Source organism: Methylorubrum sp. Q1, assembly GCF_004683995.1.
Taxonomy (GTDB): Bacteria; Pseudomonadota; Alphaproteobacteria; order Rhizobiales; family Beijerinckiaceae; genus Methylobacterium.
This window is the reverse complement of the sequence record NZ_SRHQ01000008.1, coordinates 1-22,416: the sequence shown is the minus strand read 5'-3', so window position 1 is coordinate 22,416 and position 22,416 is coordinate 1. Positions and strand designations below refer to the sequence as shown.

The 22,416-nt window shown below is 70.6% G+C and carries 17 protein-coding genes; 11 read left to right on the top strand and 6 right to left on the bottom strand.

Going from position 1 to position 22,416, the window contains the following annotated elements:
- The first annotated feature begins 78 nt into the window (after positions 1-78).
- The 3 genes from E4V01_RS09520 to aqpZ all read left to right on the top strand — a co-directional run bounded on the left by E4V01_RS09520 (position 79) and on the right by aqpZ (position 5,102).
- Positions 79-3,042 (top strand): bifunctional [glutamine synthetase] adenylyltransferase/[glutamine synthetase]-adenylyl-L-tyrosine phosphorylase, encoded by a 2,964-nt coding sequence (locus E4V01_RS09520; protein ID WP_135298187.1) that lies wholly within the window; start codon positions 79-81, stop codon positions 3,040-3,042.
- A gap of 50 nt (positions 3,043-3,092) precedes the next feature.
- The gene (locus tag E4V01_RS09515) at positions 3,093-3,986 is read left to right on the top strand and encodes a 3'-5' exonuclease (protein WP_135298186.1); all 894 of its coding nucleotides are present in this window, start codon (positions 3,093-3,095) and stop codon (positions 3,984-3,986) included.
- A gap of 375 nt (positions 3,987-4,361) precedes the next feature.
- Entirely contained in the window at positions 4,362-5,102 is a 741-nt protein-coding gene (gene aqpZ, locus E4V01_RS09510; protein ID WP_060768266.1) for an aquaporin Z, read from the top strand.
- Positions 5,103-5,235: 133 nt separating this feature from the next.
- On the opposite strand, the gene E4V01_RS09505 is transcribed toward aqpZ, so the two are convergent.
- Positions 5,236-5,952, bottom strand: coding sequence for a PhoH family protein (locus E4V01_RS09505; RefSeq protein ID WP_060768265.1), 717 nt, complete (start codon positions 5,950-5,952; stop codon positions 5,236-5,238).
- Between the two features lie 380 nt (positions 5,953-6,332).
- Complete coding sequence (locus E4V01_RS09500) at positions 6,333-8,714, bottom strand: ATP-dependent helicase (RefSeq protein WP_135298185.1); 2,382 nt, start codon at positions 8,712-8,714, stop codon at positions 6,333-6,335.
- A 115-nt stretch (positions 8,715-8,829) separates the two neighbouring features.
- On the opposite strand from E4V01_RS09500, the gene E4V01_RS09495 reads away from it, so the two are divergent.
- The 3 genes from E4V01_RS09495 to putA all read left to right on the top strand — a co-directional run bounded on the left by E4V01_RS09495 (position 8,830) and on the right by putA (position 15,960).
- A complete protein-coding gene (locus E4V01_RS09495; RefSeq protein ID WP_060768263.1) occupies positions 8,830-9,069 on the top strand; it encodes a hypothetical protein in 240 nt (79 codons plus the stop codon).
- A gap of 159 nt (positions 9,070-9,228) precedes the next feature.
- Complete coding sequence (locus E4V01_RS09490; protein WP_135298184.1) at positions 9,229-12,765, top strand: AsmA family protein; 3,537 nt, start codon at positions 9,229-9,231, stop codon at positions 12,763-12,765.
- 87 nt (positions 12,766-12,852) lie between these two features.
- Positions 12,853-15,960 (top strand): bifunctional proline dehydrogenase/L-glutamate gamma-semialdehyde dehydrogenase PutA, encoded by a 3,108-nt coding sequence (gene putA / locus E4V01_RS09485; protein ID WP_135298183.1) that lies wholly within the window; start codon positions 12,853-12,855, stop codon positions 15,958-15,960.
- A gap of 6 nt (positions 15,961-15,966) precedes the next feature.
- Here the strand turns inward: putA and E4V01_RS09480 are convergent, their stop codons facing one another.
- A complete protein-coding gene (locus E4V01_RS09480; protein WP_135298182.1) occupies positions 15,967-16,209 on the bottom strand; it encodes a DUF2188 domain-containing protein in 243 nt (80 codons plus the stop codon).
- Positions 16,210-16,297: 88 nt separating this feature from the next.
- The gene (locus E4V01_RS09475; RefSeq protein ID WP_060768259.1) at positions 16,298-16,525 is read right to left on the bottom strand and encodes a hypothetical protein; all 228 of its coding nucleotides are present in this window, start codon (positions 16,523-16,525) and stop codon (positions 16,298-16,300) included.
- Positions 16,526-16,625: 100 nt separating this feature from the next.
- On the opposite strand from E4V01_RS09475, the gene E4V01_RS09470 reads away from it, so the two are divergent.
- Positions 16,626-16,862 carry a hypothetical protein gene (locus E4V01_RS09470; protein WP_245517487.1) on the top strand — a complete coding sequence of 79 codons (237 nt, stop codon included), beginning with the start codon at positions 16,626-16,628 and terminating at the stop codon, positions 16,860-16,862.
- A gap of 16 nt (positions 16,863-16,878) precedes the next feature.
- Here the strand turns inward: E4V01_RS09470 and E4V01_RS09465 are convergent, their stop codons facing one another.
- A complete protein-coding gene (locus E4V01_RS09465; RefSeq protein ID WP_056153773.1) occupies positions 16,879-17,433 on the bottom strand; it encodes a glutathione peroxidase in 555 nt (184 codons plus the stop codon).
- Between the two features lie 92 nt (positions 17,434-17,525).
- Complete coding sequence (locus E4V01_RS09460) at positions 17,526-17,996, bottom strand: histidine kinase (protein ID WP_135298181.1); 471 nt, start codon at positions 17,994-17,996, stop codon at positions 17,526-17,528.
- Between the two features lie 359 nt (positions 17,997-18,355).
- Here E4V01_RS09460 and argJ point away from each other — a divergent pair, with 359 nt between their 5' ends.
- The 4 genes from argJ to E4V01_RS09440 are packed head-to-tail and all read left to right on the top strand — an operon-like array spanning position 18,356 to position 22,306.
- Positions 18,356-19,600 carry a bifunctional glutamate N-acetyltransferase/amino-acid acetyltransferase ArgJ gene (gene argJ / locus E4V01_RS09455; RefSeq protein WP_135298180.1) on the top strand — a complete coding sequence of 415 codons (1,245 nt, stop codon included), beginning with the start codon at positions 18,356-18,358 and terminating at the stop codon, positions 19,598-19,600.
- Positions 19,597-20,319, top strand: a complete 723-nt coding sequence (locus E4V01_RS09450) for an SIMPL domain-containing protein (RefSeq protein ID WP_135298179.1) — start codon at positions 19,597-19,599, stop codon at positions 20,317-20,319. The genes argJ and E4V01_RS09450 overlap by 4 nt, the downstream gene beginning before the upstream one ends.
- Positions 20,316-20,732 (top strand): (deoxy)nucleoside triphosphate pyrophosphohydrolase, encoded by a 417-nt coding sequence (locus tag E4V01_RS09445; protein WP_060768254.1) that lies wholly within the window; start codon positions 20,316-20,318, stop codon positions 20,730-20,732. Before E4V01_RS09450 ends, E4V01_RS09445 begins: the two co-directional genes overlap by 4 nt.
- 29 nt (positions 20,733-20,761) lie before the next feature.
- Entirely contained in the window at positions 20,762-22,306 is a 1,545-nt protein-coding gene (locus tag E4V01_RS09440) for a DUF6880 family protein (protein WP_135298178.1), read from the top strand.
- Positions 22,307-22,416 lie beyond the last annotated feature (110 nt).

Sequence of the window (22,416 nt, the reverse complement as noted above, 5' to 3'; positions counted from 1 at the left end):
GATCCCGATTTGCGCGTTTGATGGGCAGAGCCGCAGCGCGACGGCGATGCGGACGCTTCGAAGCGAAGAAGGGACGGCATGGGCAGGCGACACGACGGGCAGATCGCCCGCGACGACGGCACGGCGCCCCTGATCGCGCGGCTGGGTCAGGCTCCGCCGCTCTCGAACCCCGAGGCGGCGCAGGCACGCCTCGACGAGATCGCCGACGCGCTTCCCGCCGCCCTGCGCGAGGGCCCGGCCCGCCACCTGCTCGCGGCGCTCGCCGACCACTCGACCTTCCTGTGGTCGCTCGCCTCGCGCGATCCCGCCCGCCTCGTCCGCCTGTTCGAAGAGGCGCCGGAAGCGGCCGACGCCCGCATCGTTGCGGCGCAGCGCGCCGCCGGCCGGGCGGGGGAGGGCGCTGCGCCCGATCTCGATGCGGTCGGCAAGATCCTGCGGCGGAACCGGGCCGAGCACGCGCTCCTCGTCGCGCTCGCCGATATCGGCGGTCTCTGGCCGCTGGAGCGGGTGACCGCCGCGCTCTCCGATTTCGCGGATGCCTCGGTGTCGGCGGCGGTCGATGCGATGCTGCTGCAAGCGGCGGCATCCGGCCGCTTCCTGCCGGAGGATGCGAGCGCGCCGCAGGCCGGCTCGGGCCTCGTCGTGCTGGGCTTGGGCAAGCTCGGCGGACGCGAGCTGAACTATTCGAGCGACATCGACCTGATCGTCTTTTTCGATCCGGAGACGGCGCCGCTGAAGCCGGGGCTGGAGCCGACGCCGTTCTTCACCAAGCTGGCGCAGGGCGTCTCGAAGCTGCTGCAGGAGCGCACCCGCGACGGCTACGTCCACCGGGTCGATTACCGCCTGCGGCCCGATCCCGGCTCGACGCCGACCGCGATGAGCCTCGCCTCGGCCTACGTCTATTACGAGACCACGGGCCAGAACTGGGAGCGGGCGGCCTTCATCAAGGCCCGCGCCCTCGCCGGCGACATCCCGGCGGGTGAGCGGTTCCTGGCCGACCTCACCCCCTTCGTCTGGCGGAAGTATTTCGATTTCGCGGCGATCGCCGACGTGCATGCCATGAAGCGGCAGATCCACGCCGTGCGCGGGCACGAGGCACTGGCGGTGGCCGGCCACGACATCAAGCTCGGCCGTGGCGGCATCCGCGAGATCGAGTTCTTCGTCCAGACCCAGCAACTCGTCTTCGGCGGCCGGCGCCCAATGCTGCGCGGGCGCTCCACCGTGCCGATGCTGGGGAAGCTGCACGAGGATGGCTGGATCTCCGCGCAAGCGCGCGATGAACTCGGCGCGGCCTACGCCTTCCTGCGCACGGTCGAGCACCGCCTGCAGATGGTGCGCGACGAGCAGACCCAGCGCCTGCCGACCGACCGGACCGAACTCGAGAACTTCGCCCGGTTCGCCGGATTTGCCGACCTCGCCGGTTTCGAGGCGGCCCTTCTCGCCCATGCCCGCCGGGTGCAGGCGCATTACGCCCTGCTGTTCGAGGCCGGGCCCGATCTCTCCTCCGAGGTGGGTGACCTCGTCTTCAGCGGCGCCGCCGACGATCCGGCGACGCTGGCCACCCTGCGCAGTCTCGGCTTCCGCGATCCGGAACGCGTCACCGACACCGTGCGCGGCTGGCATTTCGGGCGGCGTGCGGCGGTGCGCAGCCCCCGCGCCCGCGAGGTGCTGACCGAACTGGTCCCGGCCCTGCTCAAGGCGCTCTCGGGCACGCCCGATCCGGACGCGGCGCTGGCCAATCTCGACCGTGCCTTCGGCCGGATGCCGGCGGCGGTGGAGCTGCTGACCATCCTGCGCGAGCACGAGCGCCTGCGGCTGCTCTTTGCCGACCTGCTCGGCAGCGCCCCGCGCTTGGCGGGCACCGTCGCCTTCTCGCCACACGTGCTCGACGCGGTGATCGACCCCGATTTCGGCGAACCGTCGGTCGATGCCGGAGCCATCGCCGCGCATTACCGTGCCCTGCTGGGCCGGCCCGACAGCCACGAGGTGTTTCTCGACCGCAGCCGCGACGCGGCCCGGCAGCTCCGGTTCCTCACCGGGGCGCGGCTCCTCTCCGGCATTCTCACGCCGCAGGCGGCCGGCCGCGCCTTCTCGGCGATCGCCGACGCCGCGGTGGCGACCGCGCTGGAAGCCGTCTCGAAAACCTTCTTCGCCGAGCACGGCCCGATTCCGAACGGCCGCATCGTCGTGCTCGGCTATGGCCGCCTCGGCTCGCACCAACTCACGGCAGAGTCGGACCTCGACCTCGTGGTGCTCTACGATTTCGATCCGGAGAACCGCACCAGCACCGGCCCCAAGCCCCTCGACGCGGCGGTGGCCTATAACCGGCTGACTCAGCGCCTCGTCGCGGCGCTCACCGCCCCGACCCGCCGAGGCCTGCTCTACGAGGTGGATCTGCGCCTGCGTCCCGGCGGGGGCCAGGGTGCGGTGGCAGCGCAGTTCCGCAGCTTCCGCGCCTACCAGCGCGAGGAGGCCGAACTCTGGGAGCACATGGCGCTGACCCGGGCCCGTGTCATTGCCGGTGACGCGTGCCTCGCCGAGGAGGCGAAAGCGACGATCCGTGACGCGCTGATGCAGCCGCGTGACGCCGACACGGTGAACCGCTCCGTGCGCAGCATGCGCGCCAGGGTCGAGGACGAGAAGGGCGATCACGGCCCCCTCGACCTCAAGCTCAGCCCCGGCGGCCTCCTCGACCTCGATTTCCTGGCGCAGGCCCTGGTTCTTGGCCATGCCCACGCCGATCCCGATCTGATCGGCCTCGATGCGCCCGAGGTGTTTTCCCGCGCGGCCGAGGGCGGGATCATCGCGGCGGACGAGGCGGCGCAACTCGCCGACGCCTACCGGCTCCTCGACGACGTGCACCAGTGGCAGCGCCTGATGGTCGAGGGCGACCCGACGCAGGCCTCCGACGTGGCGCTCGCCCGCCTCGCCCGCGCCGCCAACCTGCCCGATGCCAAGGCGCTCAGTGCCCGGCTCGACGAGGAACGGCGAACGGTGCGGACTATCTTCGACCGCCGGCTCGGGCAGCCGAGCGGAGGTTAGAGCCATCCGCGCCTTGCGGGATGAGTCCGTGACCCCTTACTCTCAACCCCATGAGCGTCGTCGCGATCGATTTCGAGACCGCCAACGAGCGGCGCGACAGCGCCTGCGCGGTCGGGCTTGCCTGGATCGAGGGGGGCCGCGTGGTGCGGCGCGAATCCCGGCTGATCCGCCCGCCGCAGTTGCGGTTCTCGCCCGGAAATATCCGCGTCCACGGCATTCTGCCGGCGGACGTGCGTGATGCGCCGACCTTTCCCGAGGTGATTGCCGAGTTCCTGCCCGACCTGTCGGGCGGGTTGATGCTCGCGCACAATGCCGGCTTCGACATGGGCGTGCTCGCCGCCTCGCTCGCCGCCTGGGGCGAGCCGGTTCCGGACATGGCCGGCCATTGCACGCTCCAGATCGCCCGGCGCGTCTTCCCCGATCCCGCCGGCCACGGCCTCGCCAAGGTGGCGGGCCGCCTCGGCATCCGCTTCGAGCACCACGATGCGGGCGAGGATGCCTTTGCCTGCGCCGAGATCGCACTCGCGGCCCTGCGCGAGACGGGTGCGACCGACATCGCCGACCTCGCTCGCGGCCTCGGTCTCATCCCGATCCGCGCCCTCACCACGCCGCGCCGGGACATGACCCGCTCGACCTCGGCGAAGGCTCTGCGCGCCTCGGGCATCGTCGATCTCCGGCCCTCGAACGCGCTGCGCTTCGCCATGCGCGGCAGCACCGGCAATCGCTACCTGCTCGAATTCGAGGAGCGGACGGACGGGCCGTATCTGCGCTGCTCCTGCCCGGCGGGCACCCACCGCCGCCGCTGCCGCCATGTCGATGCGCTGGTCGAGGGCGACATCACCGAGCTGACGTCGAACAACTTCGACGATGTCGAGCGGCTGCGCCGTTTGCTCGACGGCAAGAGCGTCGGACCGGTGCGGATCAAGGGCGTCGCCGCTGCCTGAAATGACGGCGGTGCGTGGCTCGTCGAGCGGCATCTTGCTGCCGTTCGTGCCTCCTCTTCCGGGCGCGGGCGGGACGCCGTGGACGCCTACGGGGAAGGCACTCCCGAAGCGATGACCCTCCGCACGGCGTGGTCATCATCGAGGCCGTGACAGCGCAGAATCGCCCGTCAGGATGCGTCGGACACGTCGGTGGTACGACTCTTTCGTGCCGGTCGACCTGTACGCCGATCATTGTCGGCGCAATCCGCGCGTGAAATCTTCGCGCGATGCGTCCCGGCGGATGCCGACGCTAACGGCCTCGGTCTCGCGGTGCCCTGACCTTCGACACGACCGATCGGTGCGCGCCGCGCGACCCTCTCAGCAAGAGGTGTCGCCATGGATCACGATACGATGCGTCGGACGACCGCCGAATTCTTCGGCACCTTCTGGTTGACCTTCGGCGGCTGCGGTGCCGCCGTCCTTTCTGCGGCCTTTCCCGAACTCGGGATCGGGTTCCTGGGCGTCGCCTTCGCCTTCGGCTTCACCGTGCTGACGATGGCGTACGCCGTCGGCCACATCTCGGGCGGCCACTTCAATCCGGCCGTCACACTCGGATTATGGACGGCCGGACGCTGCGCGAGCCGGCACGTCCTGCCCTACGTCATCGCCCAGGTCATCGGTGCAACGGTGGCGGCCTTCGCCCTCTATACCATCGCCTCCGGCAAGGCGGGCTGGGTGCCGAACGGGTTCGCCTCGAACGGCTACGGCGAACTCAGCCCCGGCAAGTATGGCCTGGCCGCCTGCCTGATCACCGAAGTCCTGACGACGTTCATCTTCATGTTCATCATCGTCGGCACGACATCGAAGGGCGCGGCGGCGGGTTTTGCCGGCATCCCCATCGGTCTTGCCCTCGTGCTCATCCACCTGATCTCGATTCCCGTGACCAACACATCGGTCAACCCGGCGCGCAGCACCGGGCCGGCACTGTTTGCCGGGTCGGAATATATCGCGCAGCTCTGGTTGTTCTGGCTTGCGCCGATCGCTGGAGCGATCGCGGCCGGCGTTGTCGGGCGATGGCTCTACGAACCCGCCGACATGGTCGAGACAAGGGTCATGGAAAGGGGCGCCGAGATCTGACGGCCGCACGGGTGATGACGAGGCAATCCCGTGCCCCGTCATCACGCATTATCGGGTCTTCGCGTCGACTCTAGCTTATTGTTTCCAGATCGTCGTCTCCCGAAAGCCGGTGCCCACCTTTCGGGACGATGCTCTAAATCTTTTCTTCCTCGAACGCCCTCACCCACTCCGCGCAGATGCCGGAGCGGACGATGTCGTCGAGGGTGAACTCCACGATCGGGATCGTCATCATCCGGCTCTTCACGAGGTGGATGACGGTGCGAAGCCCCGAGGTCTCGCGCAGGTCGGTCTGGGACACGTCGCCGTTGATGATGACCTGGCAATCGTCGCCGATGCGGGTCAGGAACATCTTGATCTCGGCGGTGGTGGTGTTCTGCGCTTCGTCGAGGATCACGAGGCAGTTCTTGAACGTGCGCCCGCGCATCACTTCGAACGGCACCACTTCGATGTCGCCGGCCTTCACCGCGATGTCGAAGGCGGCCGCACCCATGCGCTCTTTCATGGTTTCGGTGAGCGGCGCGACCCAGGGCGCGATCTTCTCTTCGAGCGTGCCGGGGAAGAACCCGAGCGAACGGCCGGAGGGCACGTTGGGGCGGGTGATGACGACCTTCGCGATCCGGCGCTGGCGGAGAAGGTCGGCGGCGCGGGTGCCGGCGATGTAAGTCTTTCCGGTACCGGCCGGGCCTAAGACGATGACTTGTGAAGATGACGCGAGGGCGTCGAGGTACTGACCTTGTCGATCGGTCAGTGGTTGGATCGGTGCGGGGTTACGTTCCTCGTCGAAGCGGGTGCGATGCATCCGGATCGGTCGGTCTTCAACCAGTTCAAGCCGTGCGCGTCGTCTCTTCATGGATCGATACTCCACCTTGACTCGTGCGTGACTCTCGCAAACTCGCTATTTCAACCCGTCTCGACTTTCGCGACTCTCCTTCGATTCGGCGAAGACATCGCCGATCTTCGTTCAACTGTACGCAAGAGCAAAGCCAAACCCCATGAGTCGGTTCCACCGCGCGCCATGAAGGCTGTGGAGAGCGGCTTTACGGCAACGCTTCGCCGACGCCGCGAAGGTTGCAGGCGGGGGCGACGGGGGCGTGACGGCTTTGCGAAGAAGCGATGACCCCAGCACCTGTCGGTGCCGCCTGCGGATCGGGACGATCCTTGCCTGGGCCATCGCGGGCATCGCCCTCCTCGGGCGAGGGGCGGCCGGCGGAGAACCGCCGACGGGACGCTTCAACCGGGTTGGAGGAAACTGTCGAGCACCATTTTCCGGCCGGCCTTGTCGAAGTCAACGGTGAGCTTGTTGCCGTCGATGCCGGCGACCGTGCCGGGGCCGAACTTGGTGTGGAAGACCCGTTGGCCGTGCTCGAAGGTGGAGGGCGCGCCCGTGGATTTGGCGACCAGCTCGCCCTCGATCTCCCGTGGTCCCCCCGAGCGGCCGCCCCGGCCTTGCCCGAGTCCCCCGCCGAAATTGCCCGACGTATTGGCCTGGGCCCGCTGCCAGCCCGGCGTGCCGTAGGACGAGCCGAACGGCGTCGGGTTGCGGTCGAAGCGCGAGGCGCCGGCCGAGAAATGTGCGGGCGCCTCGACCACGTCCACGGCCTGCGGCGGCAGTTCGTCGATGAAGCGGGAGGGGATGGTCGAGGACCACAGCCCATGGATGCGCCGGTTGACGGCAAACGACAGCTTGGCGCGCTTGCGGGCGCGGGTGAGCCCGACATGGGCGAGACGCCGCTCCTCCTCCAGGCCCGCCCGCCCGCTCTCGTCGATGGCGCGCTGGTTCGGGAAAAGGCCGTCCTCCCAGCCCGGCAGGAACACGGTATCGAATTCGAGCCCCTTGGCGGCGTGCAGCGTCATCAGCGAGACGCGGTCGGCCCCTTCCGCCTCGGAGGCTTCCATCACGAGCGAGACGTGTTCGAGGAAGGCGGCCATGTCCGGGAACTCCTCCATCGAGCGGACGAATTCCTTGAGGTTTTCGAGCCGCCCTGCGGCGTCGGCCGAACGGTCCTTCTGCCACATCTCGGTGTAGCCGGACTCCTCCAGGATGGTCTGCGCCACCTCCGGATGCGGCTTGGCCTCCACCAGCCGCACCCAGCGCGAAAAGCTCTCCACGAGGCCGCGCAGCATCGAGCGGGCCCGCGGCTTCAGCTCGTCGGTCTCGATCAGCTTCCTGGCCGCGGCCAGGAGCGGGATCCGGTCGGCGCGGGCGAAGGCGTGCAGGGTCTGGAGGGTCGCGTCGCCGAGTCCGCGCTTGGGCGTGTTGAAGATGCGCTCGAAGGCGAGGTCGTCGGCGCCGTTCATGGTGACGCGCAGATAGGCCAGCGCGTCGCGGATCTCGGCCCGCTCGTAGAAGCGCGGGCCGCCGATGACGCGATAGGGCAGGCCGACCTGAACGAACCGATCCTCGATCTCGCGCATCTGCGCCGAGATCCGCACCAGCACCGCGATCTCCGAGAGCGCGTGCCCTTTGCGCTGGAGCGACTCGATCGATTCGGCGACCTGACGTGCCTCCTCCTCGGAATCCCACGAGCCCGTGACCGTGACGGGCTCGCCCGCCTCGTCCTCGGTGCGCAGCGTCTTGCCGAGCCGCCCTTCGTTCTTGGCGATGAGCCCGGAGGCCGCGGCGAGGATGTGGCCGGTCGAGCGGTAATTGCGTTCCAGCCGCACCACGGTGGCGCCGGGAAAATCGTGCTCGAAGCGTAGGATGTTGTCGACCTCGGCGCCGCGCCAGCCGTAGATCGACTGGTCGTCGTCGCCGACGCAGGCGACGTTTTTCCGCGCCTGGGCCAGCAGCCTGAGCCAGAGATATTGGGCGACGTTGGTGTCCTGGTACTCGTCCACGAGAATGTAGCGGAAGCGGTCCTGGTAATTGGCCAGGATGTCCGGATTCTCGCGCCACAGCTTGAGGCAGAGCAGCAGGAGGTCGCCGAAATCGACGGCGTTGAGGGTTGCGAGCCGGGCCTGATACGCCGCGTAGAGCTGCCCGCCCTTGCCGAAGGCGAAGGACTGCGCCTCGCCCGGCGGCACCTGTTCGGGGCTCAAGCCCCGGTTCTTCCAGCCGTCGATGGTGTGGGCGAGCGAGCGGGCTGGCCAGCGCTTCTCGTCGATGTTCTGGTCACTGATGACCTGCTTCATCAGGCGGAGCTGATCGTCGGTGCCGAGAATCGTGAAGTCGGATTTGAGCCCGACGAGTTCGGCGTGGCGGCGCAGGATCTTGGTGCCGATGGCGTGGAAGGTGCCGAGCCAGGGCATGCCCTCGCCCGCCGGCCCGATGAGTGCACCGATGCGGTGCTTCATCTCGCGGGCGGCCTTGTTGGTGAAGGTCACCGAGAGGATGTCGTAGGGCCGCGCCTTGCCGGTGGCGATGAGGTGGGCGATGCGCGTCGTCAGAACCCGCGTCTTGCCGGTGCCCGCGCCCGCGAGCACGAGCACGGGTCCCTCCGTCGCCTCCACGGCGCGGCGCTGCTCCGGATTGAGGCCGGTGAGGTAGGACGCGCCCTCGGGGCGCAGGGCGGCCATGGCGCGGGCGGCGATGGAGGTCGGGGCCGACGGCGCTTCGTCGTCGGACGGGCGCGGCCGGAACGCGCCGTGCGCGTCGTTGGGCTCTTGCATCATGCGCGCATCCCTGGACCAAAAGGCGAACGCCGTCGAGACCCGATCCGGAACCGGCGGCCCCCCTCACGCGTCACTCGGGAAACCCGAAACCGACACCGATGAAGGATGCGAGGCCATGCGCGCCCCGTCTCTCGCTCTCCTGGCCCTGCTCACCGCGCTCACGCCCGCTTCGGCGCAGAGCCCCGGCAATCGCGGCGCGACCAGCCGGCAGAACCAGTCGTTCGAGTACCGGAACCAGAACCGCAACTTCGAACAGCGGCAGACTTTGGAGAACAGCGCCATCCGCAACCAGATCCAGCGGGCGCCGCTCAACGTTCCGCCGCCGGCCGGGCCATCCTTCGGCATCCGCCGCTGACGATCGGTGAAAGCTTGAGCGTGAGGTGCGGGCCGGCCGCAGCCTGTGCTATGGCCGCAGGAACGCGGGTTTCGCACAGTTCAAGAGGCTTCGGCCTTCGAACGCGTGTGAAACGCGAACGAAGTCCTGCGGTCCGCAGGCCAGGCGGAAGCGATAACGGTGCGTGATATCCTGACCGCGCTCGCGGGCGCCGTCGTGCTGGTTCTCGTGGCGGCCCTCGCCGTGCCGCCGTTCATCGACTGGTCGGCCCATCGCGCGCTGATCGACCGCATGGTGAGCGACTCCCTCGGAGCCGGTGCCCGCAGCGAGGGCGCCATCGATCTGCGCCTGCTGCCGTCGCCGCATCTTCGCCTCGCGCGCCTCCGGCTCGGCGCCGAGGACGGGCCGGCCCTCGACGCGCAGGCGGTCGATGCGGAGATCGCTCTGGCCCCCCTGCTCAAGGGCGAAGTCCGCTTCGTTCAGACCTCGGTCGAGCGCGCCGGGCTTACCCTGCCGGTCTCCGACGAGGCGCTGCTTCTGCCGCGCGAACCGCAGACGCTGCGCCGTGACATCGTCATCGACGACCTGCGCATCCGGCGCCTCACGGTCGCCACCGCGCGGACGGGCGAGACGCCGCAGGAGCAGTTCGCGGCCGAGAACCTTCGCCTCAGGGCGCCCGCGCTGGCCGGGCCATGGCTCGCGGAGGGGACGGCGAAGGGAAGCCCGTTCCATCTCGCCACCAGCGTGGCCGGCAGCGACGGCAGCGACGGCAGCCTCTCGCTGAAGCTGACGGGCGGCGGCGACACCATGCCCCGCCTGGAACTCGATGCGCGCATCACCCTCAAGCCCGAGGACGCATCGGATACCGATCGGGCGCGCCGCGGCCTCGTGCCGGAGGCGGAGGGCACCGCGCGGCTGACCGTCGGGCCGCCGGTGCAGCCGGCGGGCGCCGTCCTGCCCCTCACCCTGGCGGCCAAGTTCGCGTCGCGCGGCCCCCTGGTGCAGGCCAAGACCGTCGAGCTCGAACTCGATCCCGGCGGCAAGGCGGCCCGCCTGTCGGGTAGCGGCCGCCTCGACCTGCGCGAGGCCCGGCTCGGCCTGACGCTTCGTACACGCCGCCTCGACCTCGACGGGCTGCTGCTCTCCGGCGCTGCCCGCGGGCTGCTGGCGCAGGGGCTGACATCGGGTGCCCTGACGCCGCCGCTTCTGCTCGACTTGGATGTTGCCGCCGAGAGCGTCGCGCTCGGTCTCGACGACTGGGCCGATGTCGGGTTCCGCGGAACCTTCGATCGCACCGGCGGGCTCGTGCTGCGCCGCTTCGAGGGCAGGGCGCCGGGGGTCGCGACCGTTGCGGCGACCGGCGAGGCCGAGCTTTCGGGCTCGCCGCGCTTCACCGGGCATATCGACCTCGCGACACGCAACTCGGAGGCACTCGGGCGCTATCTCGGCCGCATCGGCGCCGAGGAGAGCGTCACGGCGATTCTCGATGGGCGCGCTTTCGAGATCGGCACGGACCTCTCGGCGGCCGGCAGCGACCTCTCCCTGCGCAATCTGCGCCTCGCCCTGGGCGAAGCCCGCGTCACCGGTAATGCCCGTTACCTGCGAGCCGATGCGAACGGGCGCGGGCGGCTCGACGCGCAGCTCTCCGCCAACGGCATCGACATCGCCGAGTTGCCCCCGCTCGGTGAACTCATGTCCGGCCTGCACCGGCACGATCTCGGCTTGACGCTGAAGGCGCGCGACGTGCGCTACGGACCTGCCGGTGCCCATTCCGGCAAAGGTACCATCGCGGTCAGCCTGCAATCGGACGGCGCCAGCCTCGTCGTCGATACGCTCGACATCGCCGACCTCGCGGGCGCGAGCGCCCAGCTCGCCGGACGGATCGCTCCGGACGGCTCGGGCCGGATCGAGGGTCGCGTGACGGCGGGCAGGGCGGCGCCGCTGCTGGCCCTGCTGGAACGCGGCTTCCTGCCCGAGGCCCGTTTCGTGCCGCAGAGTGTCCGCCAGAGCGGATTGGCGCTCGATCTGACCCTGGAACGGGAATCGGGTGAGGCGGATGCCTTGCGCGCATCCGCGAAAGGAAAGGCGGGCGAAGGCGATCTCGATCTTGGCCTTCTGACCCGCTCCGGCCGGATCGACCGCCTCGACGCCACGCTGACGACGCAGAAGACCGGCCGCTGGTTCGGCCGCGACGACATCGCCGCCCTGCGCCAGCCGGGGCGCCTGCGGCTGACCGGCACCCGGCCCGCCGCCGAGGCCGGCCAGCCGGGCACGCCGCCGCTCGCACTGGGCATCGAGGGCGATCTGGCTGGCCTCACGGTCTCGACGCCGCGCCCGATCCTGCTCGACGCCCTCGACCGACCTCCGACCGGTGGTACGCTGCGGCTGGCAGCCCCCGACCTCGCCCCCTTCCTGATCCTCGCCGGAAGTGCCGCCCCGGCGGCCGGGCCGTTGCCCGCGTCGCTCACCCTGGCCCTGTCGCGCCGGAACGCCGCGCTGCACGCCGATGTCACGGGGCAGGTGGCGGGGACCGACCTCACCGCCGCCCTCGACCGCGGCCCGGATGGCGCGCTCACGGGCACCGCGACGCTCGCCCGCCTGTCCGTGCCGGCGCTGGTTGCGGCGACGGTGTTGCCCACCGACACCAGCGGGCGCTTCGCCGCGGTGCCGGCGCAGCCGCAGGTCGACCTCGGCCTCAAGATCGGACAGCTCGATCTCGGCCGGGGACTCGTGGCCGACAGCGCGAGCCTGACGCTGGTGCGCGAGGGCGACGTGCTGAGTCTGCGCGACCTCTCGGCTGGTCTCGCCGCAGGGCGGCTCGGCGGCAGCATCACCCTGGCCCGGCCGACGGGGGCCGCCGCGGTGTCGGGCGAGGGCAGTATCGAGGGCGCCGATCTCACCGGCCTGATCGGGGCGGGACCGATCACGGGCCGGCTTTCGGCGGCCCTGCGGTTCGGCGCCACGGGCGTGAGCCTGAGCGCCCTGGCGAACGAGCTTTCCGGCAATGGCGAGATCCGGCTCGCCGACCTCGCGCTCCCCGGCGCCGACGCGGGCGCCGTGGACCGGGCGCTCGGCAAGGCGCTCGCCGAGGACGATCCCTTGCGCGAGGGACGGCTCCAGGCGCTCGTGTCGGACGAGCTGTCCGCCGGTCCGCTCCGGGCCAAGGGACCGGTTTCGGCCGCCTTCACCCTCTCCAGCGGTACGCTGCGCACGGCGCCGCTCGGCATCGATCTCGGCCCGGCGCGCTGGAACGGCACGCTTCAGGTCGATCTGCGCAACCGCACGCTCGACGCCCGCGGCGCGCTGACGGCGGCGGCCGGGCCGAAGGGTTGGAGCGGCGCGGCGCCTTCGATCCAGCTCGGGTTCGGCGGTCCGCTGGGCGCGCCGGATCGGCGGCTCGACGCGGCGCCTCTGACCACCGGCCTCGCCGCCCTCGTGCTCCAGCGCGAACTCGAGAAGATCGAGCTGTTCGATGCCGACCAGAGCGAGCGCCAGCGCCGCCGCGCCCGCATCGAGATGGACCGCGCCCGCGTTGCGGCCGAGGAGGCGGCCCGGCAGGCCCGGCTCAAGGCGCAGCAGGCGGCCGAGGAGGCGGCGCGGCAAGCCCGCCAGCGGGAGGCGGAGGAGATCGCCCGCCGCGCCCGGATCGAAGCCGAACCCGCGCCTGCCCCGGCGACGCAGCCGCTCGACATCAGCCCGCCCGGCGCGCGGCCGTAACGGCGCGCGCGGGGCGATCACGGACCACCGTTTTCGTAAATGACGGAATCGGCCTGTCGGACGACAGAGAGAGTGCTAGTCTCTCATATGACCGATGGCCCGATGTCTGCGCCGCGTTTTCAGGCCTCCTATGCCCCGGATGATGCCGCTTTGGCGGAGGCGCTGCTGCATGAGGCGCCCCTGCCGGCGGCCGCGGAGGCGGCGGTCGATCGGCTCGCTTCCGACCTGATCGGCGCGATCCGCGCCGATGCCGGCCATGGCGCCGTCGAGGCGCTGCTGCGGGAATATGCGCTGACGACCCGCGAGGGGCTCGCCCTCATGAGCCTCGCCGAGGCGCTGCTGCGGGTACCCGATGCGGCCACCGCCGACCGGCTGATCGCCGACAAGCTGCGCGAGGGCGACTTTGTCCATCACGCGGTGCGTTCGGAGAGCGGCCTTGCCCATGCCGCATCCTGGGCGCTCGGCCTCGGCGCCCGCCTCGTCGGCCCGCAGGACACGCCCGAGGCGACCTTGGGGAGCATGGTCCGCCGCCTCGGCCGCCCGGCCGTGCGCGCGGCGGCCCACCGGGCGATGCGGGTGATGGGCGGGCAATTCGTATTGGCCGAGGAGATCGGCGCGGCGCTCAAGCGGGCCGGCTCGGGGGCTGCCCGCCGTTCCCGCTTCTCCTTCGACATGCTCGGCGAGGGCGCCCGCACGGCGGACGACGCCGAGAGCTACCGCCAAGCCTATGCCCGCGCCATCGACCGGATCGGGCGGGAAGCCGGCAACGCGCCGCTTCCGGCCCGGCCGGGCATCTCGGTCAAGCTGTCGGCGCTGCATCCGCGCTACACCCCGACGCAAGGGGCGCGGGTGATGGCCGAACTGGTGCCAGTGGTGCGCGACCTCGCCCGCGACGCCCGCGCCCACGACCTCAACTTCACCCTCGACGCCGAGGAGGCGGAGCGGCTCGAACTCTCCCTCGACGTGTTCGAGGCCGTGCTGGCCGATCCGGCGCTGGCGGGCTGGGACGGATTCGGCCTCGCGATCCAGGCCTATTCGAAGCGCTGCCTTCCGGTGATCGAGCATGTCGCCACGCTCGCCGAGCGGCACGACCGGCGGCTGATGGTGCGCCTCGTCAAGGGCGCCTACTGGGACACCGAGGTGAAGCTCGCCCAGACGCAAGGGACGGCGGACTACCCCGTCTTCACCCGCAAGGCGATGACGGACCTGAATTACCTCGCCGCTGCCAAGCGGCTGCTGGCGCTGCGCCCGCGCCTCTACCCGCAATTTGCGACGCATAATGCCCAGACCGTGGCGAGCGTGCTCGGTCTGGCCGGGCTGCTCGATCGTCCCGCGGACGAGGAGGCCGGCTTCGAGTTCCAGCGCCTGCACGGCATGGGCGAGGCGCTCTACCAGCGCCTCGCCGAGCGGGCGCCGGGCGTCGGCCAGCGGGTCTACGCGCCCGTCGGCGGCCACCGCGAGCTGCTCGCCTATCTCGTCCGCCGGCTGCTGGAGAACGGGGCGAACTCCTCTTTCGTCGCCCGCGCCGCCGATCCCTCGGTGCCGGTGGCCGAACTTCTGGCACGGCCTCAGGCCCTGGTGGAGACGCCTTCGCAGGCCCGTCATCCCAAGATCCCGCTGCCGCGCGACCTGTTCGGGCGTGAGCGCCGCAATTCTCCGGGGCTCGCCTTCGGCGACGGCGCGTCGCTGCGACGTTGGACCGATGCCGTCGCGCGGGCCGCAGGCCCCGCCGAGGCCGCGCCGATCATCGACGGGGCCATCCAGCCCGGCCGCGTCCGGCAGGTGGTCAGCCCCATCGACGGCGCGGCCCTCGGCGACGTCATCGAGGCGGACTCCGCCACCGCCGCGCTCGCCATGGAGTCAGCCGCGCGCGGCTTCCCTGCCTGGGCCGCGACGCCCGCCCGCGAGCGCGCCGCCTGCCTGGAACGGGCGGCCGACGCCTTCGTGAGGGAGCAGGGCCGGCTCCTGCACCTGCTGCAAGCCGAGGCCGGCAAGACCCTCGACGACGCCGTGGCCGAGTGGCGCGAGGCGATCGACTTCCTGCGCTACTACGCGGCGCAGGGCCGGGATCTGTTCCGCGCGCCGCAGGACCTGCCCGGCCCTGCCGGAGAGGCCAACAGCCTGCGCCTCGTCGGCCGGGGCGTGTTCGTCGCCGTCTCACCCTGGAATTTCCCGCTCGCGATCTTCACGGGGCAGGTCGCGGCGGCGCTGATGGCCGGCAACGCCGTCGTCGCCAAGCCCGCGCCGCAGACGCCTCTGGTGGCGGATCTCGCCGTGCGCCTGCTCCACGCGGCCGGCATTCCGGGCAGCGCCCTTCACCTCGTCCCCGGCGGTCCTGAGACCGGCGCCGCGCTGATCGAACATCCGGCGCTGTCCGGCGTGGTCTTCACCGGATCCACGGCGACGGCGCGGCGGATCAACCGGGCGCTCGCCGCCCGAGACGGCGCGATCCTGCCGCTGATCGCCGAGACCGGCGGCATCAACGCGATGATCGTCGATGCCACGGCACTCCCCGAGCAGGTGGCCGACGACGTGGTGGTCTCGGCCTTCCGCTCCGCCGGCCAGCGCTGCTCGGCCCTGCGCCTGCTCCTCGTGCAGGAGGACGTCGCCGACAGGATGGTCGCGGCAGTGGTCGGCGCGGCGCGGGAACTGACGGTCGGCGACCCCCGCGAGTTGGCGACCGATCTCGGTCCGGTGATCGACGCGGGCGCCAAGCAACGGCTCGACGCGCATATCGCGGCCATGACCGCCTCGGCGCGGCTGCACTTCGCCGGTACGGCGTCGGGCGGCCTCACCGTAGCGCCCCACATTTTCGAGATCGACAGGGTTACCGACCTGCGGGAGGAGGTCTTCGGACCCATCCTCCATGTCGTCCGCTACCCGGCGGACGGGCTCGGCTCGGTCATCGAGGCGATCCGGGCCGGCGGCTACGGGCTCACTCTCGGTATCCATTCGCGGATCGAGGAAACCGCCGAGCGCATCGCCGAGGCGCTGCCGCACGGCAACGTCTACGTGAACCGCAACATGATCGGCGCCGTCGTCGGCAGCCAACCCTTCGGCGGCTCCGGCCTGTCGGGGACCGGCCCGAAGGCCGGCGGTCCCCATTATCTCGTCCGCTTCGCCACGGAGCGGACGCTGACCGTCAATACCGCTGCGGCGGGCGGCAGCGTCGGCCTCATCACCCTGGAAGGCTGAGGCGATTCAGTCCTCCGCGACCTTGGCTACGGGCCGGTCGTTGCCCTGCGCGGTCTCGTCGTGCCACTGGCCGCTCCCGTCTTGGTAGCGGATGCCTTCGGTCGAGCCCGGCACCTGCTGCTCGGCAGCTGCAGCCTGCGCCGCCTGCAACGCCTCCGCCCGGCTCGGGAAGGTCTCCGAGAACACGTCTCCGACCTTGTAGGCGAAGCCGCCGTCGTGCTCGACGATATGGTAGGTCACCTCGGTCATCGCAAAATCCCGTTCGTTTCCAACGTGCTTCGTTTCACCTGCTGGAGCCCGAACCGGTCGGGACGCCGGAGGTTCCGTTTCACCCCTCTCAATGCCGTGTCGGCGCACGGCGCGGGAGGCGGGCCACTGCGGCTTCGCAGCCGGCGATCAGGGACCCGCGCACGTCGTCCCGATCGAAGCCGACGCCTTCGGGAAAGGCGACGACGTGGGCCTCGGTCCAGCCTTCGGGCCGGATATGCGCGATCCAACCCTCCGGCGTCCGCTCGAAGCGAACCTCGTAGACGGTGCCGTCCTGCTCGAAACTGTGCGGTTCCATGGCTCGATCTTTCCGGCCGCAATGATGACGTGACCGGCTGGCATGTGGGGAGGCGCCCCGTGCCGGCGCGAGGCCCTGCCGACCGGAAAATCCACTGCCGATGCGCCCGAGCACCGTCTTCGCCGCCGCGAGCCTCTGCCTCGCTGCCCTGCCATGCCGGGCCCAGGGCGTGCCGCCGAACCCCTTCGCCTCGAACTATCCCTCCAGCTATCCGTCCGCGCCGCCGCGCATGGTCGAGCGGGAGGGGCGCCTCCAGGCCCCACGCGCCCGGCGTCCCCTGCCGCCGGGGCGGATCGAGCGCGGGTTGCTGCCGCCGGCCGACGTTCCGGGCCGCTAACCGAGCAGTCCTCCGTTCAGGCCTGTCCCAGTTCCGCGACGATGGCGCTGACGATGCGCGGATCGCTCGGATCGACCTGGGTCGCGAAGGCAGCGCGCAGGGTGCCGTCACGGCCGACGAGATATTTGTGGAAGTTCCATTGCGGGCTCTGCCCCGGCTTCTGCTCGGCCGCCCAGCGGTAGAACGGATGGGCGGCGGGCCCCCGCACATGAGTCTTGTCCGTGACCGGGAAGGTGACACCGTGGTTCTTTCGCGCGGCATCGGCGATGGCGGCGCCGTCGAGCGGCTCCTGATTGCCGAAATCGGGCGAGGGCACCGCGATCACCGTCAGGCCCCGCCCGCCGAAACGGGTCCAGAGGCCTTGAAGTCCGACGAATTGCGGAGCGTAACCGCAGGCGGTGGCGGTGTTGACCACGAGGATGGGTTTGCCGGCATAGGCCGAGAGCGGAAGGCCGCCGCCCTCCGGCTTGTCGAAGGCGAAGGCGCCCGCCGGCCCGGCTTCCGCGGCATGGGCGCGGCTCGCCGCGAGAACGGCGAGCATCGCGAGGCAGTCCCGGCGGCGAATCGTCATGGCGTTATGTCCTCCGGCGCGGAGGCTGCCATACCCGGCCGGCCTTCGGGTACGGGCCGGATCGTCGCGGATGCGGCGATGGGGAGGCGGAATCAGCCGGCGCGGGCGGCCATCGCCTCGCGGACCGAAGAGGCGACGGCTTCCTCCTGACCCAGGGAGGACACCAGCAGCGCGTCCGCCGGTACGAGGTCGGCACAGTCGTTGACCGCCGAGTCGCAGGCGACGACGATGCCGAGATTCGGTCTCAACGCACGCGCCTCCGCGGCGAGTTCGCTGAGGCCGAGCGCGCCGTGCAGTTCGGCATCGGTCACGAGAACATCGACGGGCAGGCCGAGCACCAGCACGGTGAGGGCATCGACGGCCGAATCGACGGAGATGGCGCTGTAGCCGGCGCGGCGGATCTGCCCGTTGATCTCATCGCGCCACTGTTTGCGGCGCCCGGCGACCAGCACCTGAACCCCGTAGCAACTGCGCGGCGCCGCGATGCCGCCCACCTGTCCGTCCGCGCGGACGGGATCGAGGTCGATGGTCGCTTCCTCACGATCTTGGGTGCGCTGCATCATTCTAGGTTAAGCAGGTTATGATAGGCATTCAAGCGTCAACGTTCGACGGTAGCGATGGTGCACTTTTTCGAGACGCAGTTTGCGACCTAGACTTCGAGGCGGAATTCGAGAGGCCTTTGTCTTCTGCGTCGCAGAGTTGCATCGCTGACGGACGGGCTATCCTGACCAATCCGAGCCGGAGCCCTCACACGACGGGCAGCGCCCGGGACACGCCCCGCGTGTTGACGTGAGGCGCGGCGGGCGCAAGACAGCGACCCGCGACCCACGACTTTCATGCCCGTGTCGCCTGCGCATGCGAGGCCGCCCCTCCCGACGCGGCCGAATTGGCGGGAGCGGGCACGAGACGGAGCCGACGACTGATGTCATCCACCGAGATCTCCCCCTTGGCACCCGCCACCTCACCGTCGCTGCCGGAGATCGCGGGCGTGCGCATCGCCACGGCGCAGGCCGGCATCCGCTACAAGAACCGCACGGACGTCCTCTACGTCGCCCTGGCCGAGCGCACGGAAGTGGCGGGAGTGTTCACCCGCTCGCGCTGCCCCTCCGCGCCGGTGGATTGGTGCCGGGACGCCCTGAAGTCTGGCAAGGGTGCGCGGGCGCTCGTGGTCAACTCGGGGAACGCCAACGCCTTCACCGGGCTCAAAGGGCGTGAGGCCGTGGCGCTGACCGCCGACATCGCCGGCCGGGCCGCCGCTTGCGCCCCGGAGGCGGTGATGATCGCCTCCACCGGTGTGATCGGCGAGCCGCTCGACGCGCGCAAGTTCGAGGGCGTGCTGGCCGAGTGCGCCGCGCGCGCCGAGGGCGGTGCCGAGGCCTGGGCGCAGGCGGCGCAGGCGATCATGACGACCGACACCTTCCCGAAGCTCGCCACCCGCCGCGCCGAGATCGACGGGGTGCCGGTGACGATCAACGGCATCGCCAAGGGCGCGGGCATGATCGCCCCCGACATGGCGACGATGCTCTCCTTTGCCTTCACCGACGCGGCTCTGCCGCAGGCCGTGCTCCAGGAACTCTTGAGCGCGGGCACCAAGACCTCGTTCAACTGCGTGACGGTGGACGGCGACACCTCCACCTCCGACACGCTGCTGCTCTTCGCCACGGGTGCCGCCGGCAACGCGGCGGTGACACGGGCGGACGATCCGCGGCTCGCCGGCTTCCGGGCCGCTCTGGACGACCTGCTGATCGAACTCGCGCAGCTCGTCGCCCGCGACGGGGAGGGCGCCAACAAGCTCGTGACCGTCGAGGTCGAGGGCGCCGAGAGCGATCCATCCGCCCACCGCATCGCCATGTCGATCGCCAACTCGCCGCTGGTGAAGACCGCGGTGGCCGGCGAGGACGCCAATTGGGGCCGCGTGGTGATGGCGGTCGGCAAGGCCGGCGAGCCCGCCGACCGCGACCGCCTCGCGATCTGGTTCGGCGACGTGCGCGTCGCGGTGCTGGGCGCCCGCGATCCCGATTACAGCGAGGAGGCGGCCAGCGCCGTGATGCGGCGGCCCGAGATCACCGTGCGGGTCGATCTCGGCCTCGGCCAGGGCCGGGCGCGCGTCTGGACCTGCGACCTCACCAAGGCCTACGTCGCCATCAACGGGGACTATCGCTCGTGAAGTTCTTTTCCGCGCTTGCCGTTCCCCTCCTGCTTCTCACCGTGGCGGCACCCGCCATGGCCGACGACGAGACCGGCCGCATCCGGGTGATCGGCCGGGCCTCCCAGGAGGTCGCGCCGGATTTCGCCTCCGTCGAGATCGGCGTCGAGACCCGCGGCGCCACGCCGGCCGCCGCCCTCGATGCCGCGAGCCAGGCGGCGAAAGGCATCGTCGCGAGCGCAAAGGAGATGGGCGTGGCGGAGGCCGATATCGGCACTTCCTCGATCACCCTCCAGCCGCGGACCAAGACCGTCCGCCAGCCCGACGGAACGATGGGCGAGCGGGACGACGGTTACACGGCGGGCAACCGCGTGCGGGTGCGCTTGGCCGAGATGGGCAAGCTCGGCGAATTGATGCGGCGCACCCTCGAATCCGGCGCCAACCGGATCCAGGGGATCAGCTTCGGCCTGCGCGACCCGGCCGCGGCGGAAGCCGCCGTGCAGGTCGCCGCGGTCAAGGATGCGCACGCCCAGGCCGAGCGCATCGCCGAGGCGACCGGTGTGAAACTCGGTACCGTCGTCTCGATCGAATCGCCGCCGCGGGCCGAATCGCCCCGCCCCATGCCCTACGGCATGGCGATGAAGGCGGCGGCCCCCCGTGGCCGCACCGCCGTGCCGGTCGTGGCAGGGTCGATCGAAACCTCGGCCGAGGTCGATGCCGTGTTCGCGATCGGCCGATGAGCACGCCGCTCAAGCTCCTGCTCGTCGTCGCGGCGGCCCTGGTCGATGCCGACGGGCGGGTGCTGATGGCCCAGCGCCCCGAGGGCAAGGCGCTGGCCGGCCTGTGGGAGTTTCCCGGCGGCAAGGTCGAGCCCGGCGAGCGGCCGGAGGAGACGCTGATCCGCGAACTCGCCGAGGAACTCGGCATCACGGTGAAGGAGCCCTGCCTTGCGCCGCTGACCTTCGCGAGCCACGCCTACCCGGATTTCCACCTTCTGATGCCGCTCTACATCTGTCGGCGCTGGGAGGGGCTTCCGCAGTCGCGCGAGGCGCAGGCACTCCGCTGGGTGCGGCCGGGGGCTTTGCGCGATCTGCCGATGCCCCCGGCCGATCTGCCGCTGATCCCCTTCCTGATCGATCTGCTCGGACCCTGAACGGGCTCGAGGCCTTGAGGGGGTAAGCGATGGCGCGGCGGGCGAAGGTGGCGGTTGAGAGCGGGGCGTCGGCGAAAGCGCCTACCCAGTCGAAGCCGCCCAAAAAATCCCGTAGCACCACGCCGACGGCTGAAACTCTCGCGGCGCTCAGCCAGGAGCGGCTCATCGCCCTGATCCTCGAAGAGGTCGGCCAGAGCGCGCCGTTCAAGAAGCGGGTGAGTGCCGCGATTGCCGCTCTCCAAGGGCCCGACAGGGTGGCGGCCTTGATCGACCGCCGCCTCTCGGCGCTGGAAAAGGCCCGCGGCTACATCGATTGGCAGAAGCGCCGGGCTTTCGCCTCCGACCTCGACGCCACGCTCGCGACCATCCTCTCCGACCTGAAGCCGCTCGATGCCGGCATGGCCCTCGACCGGCTGCTGCGCTTCCTCCGGAGCGCCGGCGTCACGCTGGAGCGGGTCGATGACTCCAGCGGGCAGGTGCACGGCATCTTCGAGGCCGCCGCCGAAGCCGCCGCAGGCCTCGCGGCGGGGCTCTCGGCGGATGCCGCGCTGGGCTTCGCGACCCGCGCACTCGACGGTCTCGACGACGATGGCTTCGGCCTCGTCGGTGCCCTGCTGGTCGATCTCCTGCCAAAGCTGCCGAAGGCCGCGCTCCAACCGCTCGACGCACATCTGGTCGACGCCCTCGCCAAGCTTCCGGCGTCGGCCAAGAAGAAGACCGGACCGGCGGTCTTCGAGATGGCCGGGCAGGAATGGGAGCGGCGCTACCACCGCTTGAGCCTCACCCGCCTGCGTCAGGTCATCGCCGACGCCCGCGGCGATGCCGACGCATTCATCGCCCTCGAACTGGAGATGTCGCCCGAGCGGCCCGATCTCCCGGCGGTGGCCGAGCGGCTGCTTGCGGCAGGCCGCGCCAGCGAGGCCCTCGAGTGGATTCGCCGCAAGCAGAAGCGCGGCACGGTCGTGATGACGCGCGAGGATCTGATCGTCGGCGGATTCGATCCCGAAGGCCCCGAACGCGAGCGTGAGGCCGTCGAGATCCGCATCCTCGACGCGCTCGGCCGCAAGGACGAGGCGCAAGATTTACGCTGGTCGCGGTTCGAGAAGAGCCTCGATCCGCAGGCGCTGCGCGATTACCTCGCCCGCCTGCCGGATTTCGAGGACGAGGAGGCGCTGGAGCGTGCCTTCGTTCACGCCGCGAACCGCAAGGACCCGCATGGCGGCCTCTACTTCCTGATCCGCTGGCCGAATCTGGACCGCGCCGCCCGCCTCGTGCTCGACCGGCGCGACGCATGGTCGGGCCGGATCTGGGAGTTGCTCGCCCCGGCCGCCGAGGCGCTGGAGCCGGACCATCCGCTGGCGGCGAGCGTGCTCTATCGCGCGCTCATCGACGACATCCTCGAACGCGGCCGCTCGCCCGCCTACGGCCACGGCGCCCGCCATCTGATGCGTCTGGGCGAACTCGCGCGGGAACTTGCGTCGGGCGACCTGACGCCGAGCCACGCCGAGTACGTGGCGCAGCTTCGCAAGGCACACGGGCGCAAGTCGGGGTTCTGGTCGCAGGTGGAAGGGTAGAGCATCGGCCCGAAAGGTGGTTGCCGGCTTTCGAAAAAAGATGATGCGAAAACAGGAGGCTAGAGCTTCACGTCTCAATGGCATCCTCGATGGCATCGACCCGGTCGGGA

Excerpts from the sequence above, each read along its gene's own strand:
- E4V01_RS09470 (WP_245517487.1), top strand. The coding sequence starts at position 16,626 with ATGCGCCCGAGCACCGTCTTCGCCGCCGCGAGCCTCTGCCTCGCTGCC.
- E4V01_RS09500 (WP_135298185.1), bottom strand. The coding sequence starts at position 8,714 with ATGATGCAAGAGCCCAACGACGCGCACGGCGCGTTCCGGCCGCGCCCG.
- E4V01_RS09465 (WP_056153773.1), bottom strand. The coding sequence starts at position 17,433 with ATGACGATTCGCCGCCGGGACTGCCTCGCGATGCTCGCCGTTCTCGCG.
- E4V01_RS09445 (WP_060768254.1), top strand. The coding sequence starts at position 20,316 with ATGAGCACGCCGCTCAAGCTCCTGCTCGTCGTCGCGGCGGCCCTGGTC.
- E4V01_RS09505 (WP_060768265.1), bottom strand. The coding sequence starts at position 5,952 with ATGAAGAGACGACGCGCACGGCTTGAACTGGTTGAAGACCGACCGATC.
- E4V01_RS09515 (WP_135298186.1), top strand. The coding sequence starts at position 3,093 with ATGAGCGTCGTCGCGATCGATTTCGAGACCGCCAACGAGCGGCGCGAC.
- argJ (WP_135298180.1), top strand. The coding sequence starts at position 18,356 with ATGTCATCCACCGAGATCTCCCCCTTGGCACCCGCCACCTCACCGTCG.
- E4V01_RS09460 (WP_135298181.1), bottom strand. The coding sequence starts at position 17,996 with ATGATGCAGCGCACCCAAGATCGTGAGGAAGCGACCATCGACCTCGAT.
- putA (WP_135298183.1), top strand. The coding sequence starts at position 12,853 with ATGACCGATGGCCCGATGTCTGCGCCGCGTTTTCAGGCCTCCTATGCC.
- E4V01_RS09480 (WP_135298182.1), bottom strand. The coding sequence starts at position 16,209 with ATGACCGAGGTGACCTACCATATCGTCGAGCACGACGGCGGCTTCGCC.
- E4V01_RS09520 (WP_135298187.1), top strand. The coding sequence starts at position 79 with ATGGGCAGGCGACACGACGGGCAGATCGCCCGCGACGACGGCACGGCG.
- E4V01_RS09440 (WP_135298178.1), top strand. The coding sequence starts at position 20,762 with ATGGCGCGGCGGGCGAAGGTGGCGGTTGAGAGCGGGGCGTCGGCGAAA.
- aqpZ (WP_060768266.1), top strand. The coding sequence starts at position 4,362 with ATGGATCACGATACGATGCGTCGGACGACCGCCGAATTCTTCGGCACC.
- E4V01_RS09475 (WP_060768259.1), bottom strand. The coding sequence starts at position 16,525 with ATGGAACCGCACAGTTTCGAGCAGGACGGCACCGTCTACGAGGTTCGC.
- E4V01_RS09495 (WP_060768263.1), top strand. The coding sequence starts at position 8,830 with ATGCGCGCCCCGTCTCTCGCTCTCCTGGCCCTGCTCACCGCGCTCACG.